The following is a 6,972-nucleotide window of genomic DNA, read 5'->3' as shown; positions in this document are numbered from 1 at the left end:
ACCCCTAGCACCCGAGCTTCACCCTGTATTGGGGCCATAAGCTCTTTCGTTGACCGAGTTTCGAACGCCGTGCGACGTACGTCACCTCGCGCACGTCGTTGGCTGTTAATCTCAAAGGATGCAGCCGCCCTGGACCCCCGACGGACCCGACCTTATTGTGCACGGCGACAACCTGTCCGTGATCAGCACTTTTCCTGACGAGAGTTTTCGGCTGATCTACATTGACCCGCCGTTCAATACGGGCAGAACCCAGCGTCGCCAAGCGCTGACCACGCAACGATCGCCCGAAGGAACGCGCGTGGGCTTCGGAGGCAACAATTACGACACGATCAAGGGAGTGCTCTACTCCTACGACGATACGTTCGCCGACTATTGGGAATTCTTGGAGCCGCGATTGCAAGAAGCCTGGCGGTTGCTCGATGACCGCGGCACGCTCTATCTGCACCTCGACTACCGCGAAGTTCACTATGCCAAAGTCGCTCTCGATGCCCTCTTTGGCCGCGACAGCTTCCTCAACGAGATCATCTGGGCCTACGACTATGGTGCCCGCGCTACGAAGAAGTGGCCGTCGAAACACGACACGATTCTTGTCTACGTGAAGAACCCCAAAAACTACTACTTCAACAATGAGGAGGTCGACCGCGAGCCCTACATGGCGCCCGGCCTTGTGACCGCCGAGAAGGCCGCCCGCGGAAAACTGCCCACGGATGTCTGGTGGCACACCATCGTCTCGCCCACCGGCAAAGAGAAAACAGGCTATGCCACCCAGAAGCCCGAAGGCATTTTGAGGCGCATCGTTCAGGCGTCCACCCAACCCGGCGACTGGGTACTCGACTTTTTTGCCGGCAGCGGAACCACCGGAGCAGTCGCTCAAGCGCTCACGCGTCGCGTTGTGCTCGTGGAACAAAACCCCGCCGCGATCGAAATCATCACAAGTCGCCTCTCCAACGAGACTGTGTTCGCTAAAGTGAGCGCATGAGAAATCGAGACGAGATCGAGTGCTGGCTCACCGACATGGACGGTGTATTGGTACACGAGAACCACCCCGTGCCCGGCGCCGCCGAACTGCTGCAAAAGTGGCGTGACGAAGAGAAGCCCTATCTGGTTCTCACCAACAACTCGATCTTCACCCCACGCGACCTCAGCGCCCGCCTCAAGGCTTCCGGCCTCGACGTGCCCGAGTCAGCCATCTGGACCTCGGCGCTTGCCACCGCAGACTTCCTCAAGGAGCAAATTCCCGGAGGCAGTGCGTTCGTCATCGGCGAGGCGGGCATCACGACCGCCCTCCACGAAGCCGGCTTCATCATGACTGAAACCAACCCCGACTACGTCGTGATTGGCGAAACCCGCAACTACTCCTTCGAAGCCATCACCAAAGCCATCCGCCTCATTGGCAACGGCAGCCGCTTCATCGTGACCAACCCGGATGCCACAGGACCAAGCGCTGACGGCCCCCTGCCCGCCACCGGCGCGGTCGCCGCTCTCATCACCAAGGCAACGGGACGCGAGCCGTACATCGTCGGCAAGCCCAACCCCATGATGTTTCGCTCGGCACTCAACAAGATTGGTGCGCACAGCGAGACGACCGGCATGATCGGTGACCGCATGGACACCGACATCGTCGCCGGCATCGAGGCAGGTCTTCACACCGTTCTGGTGCTGACGGGCATCAGCGACCAGAAAGAAATTGGCCGCTACCCGTTCCGCCCGAACGAAGTTCTCGACAGCGTCGCCGACCTACTGAACTAGTTTTCAGGCGTTTGCGGCTGGGCGACCGATTCCGTGAGGGCATCGTCTCCCGCTCGCGTAGCGAAGCAGTAGTAGTCGCGGTTTCCGGCATCCCAATCGTCGGTGGTCGCGGCGAAGCTCGCGACAATCTCAAGATCGGTAAAGGATGTGGCTGCGGCGAAGTCGATAACGGAATCGGTGGAGCAGGCTTGTGCCGTGCGTGAGGCCAACTCTTCGACATCCGGATAGGGGTCGGAGGCCGCGTCGTCAAATTGACCGATCGTGAGCAGTTGGGCAGCGTGCGGTTGGGCGCAGTCGATGACGGTATATTCCTGCTCCCATGCGGAGGCGAAAGGCTCGAGGCATTCCCCTCCGGCGAGTTCGTCCCACTGGTAGGTGCCTGGCGCAACAGGGCCGACAACGGGGACCGTTTGTGTGGGAGCAGCTGTGGGGGTCGCCGAAACCGCGACAGCGGGTTCAGCATTCTCGCCGAGACGCGTGCCCAGCAGGAACAGGGCGATCAGGGCCAGAGCTGCGACAAGCCCACCGCCAACCGCCAAAGCAATCAGTTGGCCGCGTGGAATCGGCGGACGGGGAGGTGCAGGAACCCGCTGCCGCACCACCACCTCAGCCGAGGACGCAGCAAGAAGTTGGTCGTCGTACTCAACGAATTTGTCCTCTCCGAAGAGGTCTCCGACCGCGTCATGCTCGACAGACTCCGCTTCCGCTGAGATTCCCGCCAACGATTGGGCATTGAGGACTTCGGTTGCGCCATCGAGGGACTGATCCACTGCGGGAGGCGCGTGGCTCTCGCGGCGAGTGGGCGCGGGCATGGCTGCAGTAGGCAGATCGGCTACATCCATCGCTCCCGTCGGGAGATCACTAATGTCCATGGCCCCGGTCGGCAAATCGGCTACACCCATGGCGCTGGTCGGCAGATCGGCCACACTCATCGCTTCGGTAGCGGGCGGCTCCACGAGGGGGGCCGGCGGCGATACTGGCTGCGCCGAAGGCGGAGTCTCGCCCGCGACGGGCGGGAGTTTGAGCAGGCCAGGAATCTCCGGAGTCGCCGAGGGCGGTTCTGCAGGGGTGGCAGGTGGGAGCTCGGGAGCGGGAGTCAGCGGAGGCAACGGAACCTCCAGAGCGCTTGCCCCGGGAACCACAGGCGCGGTCGGCTCGACAGGCGGATCCGGAGGTGCTGCCGCGGCCGCAAGCTCCTCGGGGTCGCTCGGGGTCAGCCCCCAGTTGAAGGAAGACTGCCGGGGTTCGTTACCGTTACCGGCACCCGAGGAGTTGTCTCCGGCTGTCACGGAGCCAGCCCCAATTCACCCAACCCAATCGCGGAATAGTAGGGATATCCCGCTGCTTCGATGCGTTCCTTTGCGCCAGTGTCACGGTCGACGACCACGGCGACGCCCGCGATGATTGCGCCGACCTTCTCAAGAGCTTCGATCGCTGCGAGCGGCGAGCCACCCGTGGTCGACGTGTCCTCAAGAACGATTACGCGTTTACCTTCGAGCTCCGGGCCCTCCACTTGGCGGCCACGGCCGTGATCCTTGGGTTCCTTGCGAACGACGAAGGCGTGGTAGTTGACACCGCGAAAGGCACCCTGGTGAAGAATGGCGGAAGCGATCGGGTCGGCTCCCATTGTCATCCCACCAACCGCGAAAATATCGGGAAGATCAGCGATGAGGTCGATCATGACCTGACCAATGAGGGGCGCGACGCGGTAGTCAAGGCTGACGCGGCGCATGTCGACGTAGTACGACGCCTTCTTTCCGCTCGTCAGAGTGAAGTCGCCGTGGAACACGGCATCGGCGGAAATGTGCTCAATGAGCTGCTGCTTGGCGTCGGTCACGAGTACAGAATACCCATTGCGGGCGGCGCTTTAGAGGCCGCTCTGCCCCAGAATCAACAAAGCGCCCGAGAGGACGACGCCCACAAAGCCCAATACCGCCACGATGATGGCGTTGCGACGGTCGAGACGATCAGCCTGTTCAGCTTCTTTAAGGCACTGCTCCACCTCATCGTCGCGAAAAGAGAGCTGCTGCATAGACCGACTCTACGCGGCGGCTCCGACTCTGTCGTCGCCCAATACAGGGGTAGACCTATTACCGTTGAACCATGCGCATTGCCACCTGGAACGTGAACTCCATCAGAACCCGAGTTGGTCGGGTCGTCGACTGGCTGCTTCGCGAAGACATTGACGTGCTCGCGATGCAAGAAATCAAGTGCAAGCCCGAGCAGTTTCCGATGGACGCCTTCACCGAGGCTGGCTACGAGGTAGAACTCCACGGGCTCAACCAGTGGAACGGTGTCGCGTTCGCGAGCCGTCTTCCCATGGATGACGTGACAGTCGGCTTCGATACCCAGCCCGGCTTCGGCAAGCCCCTCGATGACGGCAGCGTGCCCATCGAAGCCCGCGCGATTGGCGTCACGGTAGAAGGCGCGCGCCTCTGGAGCCTGTACGTGCCCAACGGCCGCGAGCTCGACAACCCTCACTACCCGTACAAGCTCGAATGGCTAGCCAACCTCAAGACGCAGGCCGTCGGATGGATGCGAGAAAACCCCGAGCAGCCGCTGGCGCTGATGGGCGACTTCAACATCGCTCCCTTCGACCACGACGTCTGGGACATCGCGGCCTTCGAGGGAAAAACCCACGTGAGCGACGCCGAACGGGCCGCCTTCCGCGCCTTTGAAGAGGCCGGGATGGTCGATGCTCTCCGCAGCCGCAACGTTGAGGGCTACACCTACTGGGATTACCAACGCCTGCGCTTTCCCCGTAACGAGGGCATGCGCATCGACTTTGTGATGGGGTCGCCCGCGTTCGATCAACTCGTGACCGAAGCATCCATTGACCGTGAAGAGCGCAAGGGCGATGGCCCGAGCGACCACGTTCCCGTCGTCGTCGACCTCGCGATTGATACCGAGAACGACGACGATCGGCCGATGTTCCTCTAGGGACTCAGCGGCCGGCGGTCGCTACCTTCAGCCGCTCAACTACACCCTTTTAAGCGGAGCCAGAGCCCGGACCCCGCGTGACCTGAAGGTCGTCGCCCGTGCTGGCCAGATCGACAAGTACGGTGTCGCCGTCACGGATGTGACCAGCGAGCAATGCCTTAGCGAGCTTGTCATCAATCTGGCGTTGCATGAGGCGGCGCAACGGGCGTGCCCCATAGATCGGGTCGTAGCCGCGCTCAGCGAGCCAGCTGCGAGCATCCGGGGTCACCGCCAACTGCAGTCGGCGGTCAGTGAGGCGCCCGCTGAGCCGGTCGATGTCGAGTTCAACGATCTGGCTGAGGTCATCGGTCGACAGCGGCTGGAACACCACGATGTCGTCGAGCCGGTTAATGAACTCGGGCTTGAACGACTTGCGCACAAGGTCGTCAACGGCAGCCTTGCGGGCATCCCACGGTAATTCCTGATCGGTAATGAACTGACTGCCCAAGTTGCTCGTCAAGATCAAAATCACGTTTCGGAAGTCGACAGTGCGGCCCTGGCCGTCGGTCAGCCGACCGTCGTCAAGCACCTGCAAGAGAACATCGAAGACTTCGGGGTGCGCCTTCTCGACCTCATCGAGCAGGATGACCGAATAGGGGCGCCGACGCACGGCTTCAGTGAGTTGGCCACCCTGTTCGAACCCGATGTAGCCGGGAGGAGCCCCCACGAGGCGCGAGACAGAAAACTTCTCGCCATACTCGCTCATGTCGATGCGAACGAGAGCTTTCTCGTCGTTGAACAGGTACTGAGCCAGAGCCTTAGCGAGCTCGGTTTTTCCGACACCAGTGGGACCAAGGAAGAGGAACGAACCCGTGGGGCGGTCGGGGTCGGAGATGCCTGCGCGGGTGCGGCGTACGGCCTCAGACACTGATTGAACTGCATCCTTCTGGCCGATGAGGCGCTTGCCGAGTTCAGCTTCAAGGTGAAGCAGTTTCTCGGTTTCTCCCTCGGTGAGACGATCGACGGGAATACCTGTCCATGCTGCTACGACCGAGGCGATGTCTTCTTCGGTCACCTGATCGTTGACCATACGCGGGCCTGTCGGCTCGTTGCTTTCGGCGGTTGCGATCGCCTCTTCAATCGCCGGGATGGTCTCGTAGTTAAGCTTGGAGGCTTTCTGATATTCACCATCGCGCATCGCACGGTCCAGTTCAATGCGCGCGTCATTGAGGCGAGTCTTGAGCTCACCGACCCCGGTGAGGCTTGACTTTTCGAGCTTCCACCGCTCTTCGAGCTCACTCAAGTGCTTGCTCTGTACCGCGAGGTCTTCGCGCAACTTGGTCAAACGCGCCTTCGACGCGTCGTCCTTTTCTTTCTTGAGCGCGAGTTCTTCAATGCGAAGTCGATCGACGGCTCGCTTCAACTGGTCAATCTCTACCGGTGAAGAGTCGATCTCCATCTTGAGGCGGCTAGCAGCCTCGTCGATCAGGTCAATTGCCTTGTCGGGAAGTTTGCGGCCCGAAATGTAGCGGTTGCTGAGCGTCGCCGCAGAGACAAGAGCAGAGTCCGCAATTGCGACCTTGTGGTGTGCTTCGTAACGCTCTTTAAGACCACGAAGAATCGCGACGGTGTCTTCGACTGACGGTTCACCGACGAGCACCTGCTGAAAGCGACGCTCGAGTGCGGCATCCTTCTCGATGTATTGGCGGTATTCGTCGAGGGTTGTCGCGCCGATGAGTCGCAGTTCTCCACGGGCTAGCATCGGCTTGAGCATGTTGGATGCCGCGACCGAACCATCGCCACCGCCAGCGCCCATGAGGGTGTGAAGTTCATCAATGAAGGTGATGATCTCGCCGTCGGAGTCTTTGATCTCCTTGAGCACGGCCTTGAGTCGCTCTTCGAACTCACCGCGGTACTTGGCGCCCGCCACAAGCGCGGCGAGGTCAAGCGCAATAAGTTGCTTGTCTTTGAGCGAATCGGCGACATCGCCCGCGATGATGCGCTGGGCAAGGCCCTCGACCACGGCGGTCTTTCCGACGCCCGGTTCCCCGATCAGCACCGGGTTGTTTTTGGTGCGACGGGTCAGCACCTGGCTGACACGGCGGATCTCAGCGTCGCGCCCGATCACAGGGTCGAGCTTGCCGCTGCGCGCAATCTCGGTGAGATTTACCCCGTACTTTTCCAGAGCACTCTTTTGCTCCTCATCGGTACTTGGGGCACCCTGCATGTTCGCCATTACACACCCTCCACAAACTTGAGTTAAGACGACTCAAGTTTATACCTGCGGAGCCGTTCGTGGCTAGG

At 61.1% G+C, this 6,972-nt stretch carries 7 protein-coding genes; 3 read left to right on the top strand and 4 right to left on the bottom strand.

Translation table 11 applies throughout. The features are described 5' to 3' along the window. Positions 1-118 precede the first annotated feature (118 nt). Together ACR3YK_RS06230 and ACR3YK_RS06225 are read left to right on the top strand one after the other, a co-directional pair. Positions 119-979: a DNA-methyltransferase gene (locus ACR3YK_RS06230; protein WP_486176337.1), complete on the top strand. Its 861-nt coding sequence runs from the start codon at positions 119-121 to the stop codon at positions 977-979. Further along, positions 976-1,749 (top strand): HAD-IIA family hydrolase, encoded by a 774-nt coding sequence (locus ACR3YK_RS06225; RefSeq protein WP_486176336.1) that lies wholly within the window; start codon positions 976-978, stop codon positions 1,747-1,749. Before ACR3YK_RS06230 ends, ACR3YK_RS06225 begins: the two co-directional genes overlap by 4 nt. On the opposite strand, the gene ACR3YK_RS06220 is transcribed toward ACR3YK_RS06225, so the two are convergent. From ACR3YK_RS06220 to ACR3YK_RS06210, 3 genes are read right to left on the bottom strand one after another with little or no spacing between them, the layout of a single operon-like run. Beyond that, positions 1,746-3,038 (bottom strand): septum formation family protein, encoded by a 1,293-nt coding sequence (locus tag ACR3YK_RS06220; RefSeq protein ID WP_486176335.1) that lies wholly within the window; start codon positions 3,036-3,038, stop codon positions 1,746-1,748. The genes ACR3YK_RS06225 and ACR3YK_RS06220 overlap by 4 nt on opposite strands. Further along, positions 3,035-3,586, bottom strand: coding sequence for an orotate phosphoribosyltransferase (gene pyrE / locus ACR3YK_RS06215; RefSeq protein ID WP_486176334.1), 552 nt, complete (start codon positions 3,584-3,586; stop codon positions 3,035-3,037). The genes ACR3YK_RS06220 and pyrE overlap by 4 nt, the downstream gene beginning before the upstream one ends. 30 nt (positions 3,587-3,616) lie before the next feature. Continuing rightward, positions 3,617-3,781, bottom strand: coding sequence for a hypothetical protein (locus ACR3YK_RS06210; protein ID WP_486176333.1), 165 nt, complete (start codon positions 3,779-3,781; stop codon positions 3,617-3,619). A 71-nt stretch (positions 3,782-3,852) separates the two neighbouring features. Between ACR3YK_RS06210 and ACR3YK_RS06205 the strand changes: the two genes are divergently transcribed. Further along, positions 3,853-4,689: an exodeoxyribonuclease III gene (locus ACR3YK_RS06205; RefSeq protein WP_486176332.1), complete on the top strand. Its 837-nt coding sequence runs from the start codon at positions 3,853-3,855 to the stop codon at positions 4,687-4,689. A 49-nt stretch (positions 4,690-4,738) separates the two neighbouring features. Here ACR3YK_RS06205 and ACR3YK_RS06200 read toward each other — a convergent pair whose 3' ends face one another. Beyond that, positions 4,739-6,904, bottom strand: coding sequence for an ATP-dependent Clp protease ATP-binding subunit (locus ACR3YK_RS06200; protein ID WP_486176331.1), 2,166 nt, complete (start codon positions 6,902-6,904; stop codon positions 4,739-4,741). Positions 6,905-6,972: the final 68 nt, after the last annotated feature.

It is taken from the genome of Salinibacterium sp. 10G20-15 (assembly GCF_057365065.1).
This window is presented reverse-complemented; position numbering and strand designations above follow the sequence as displayed.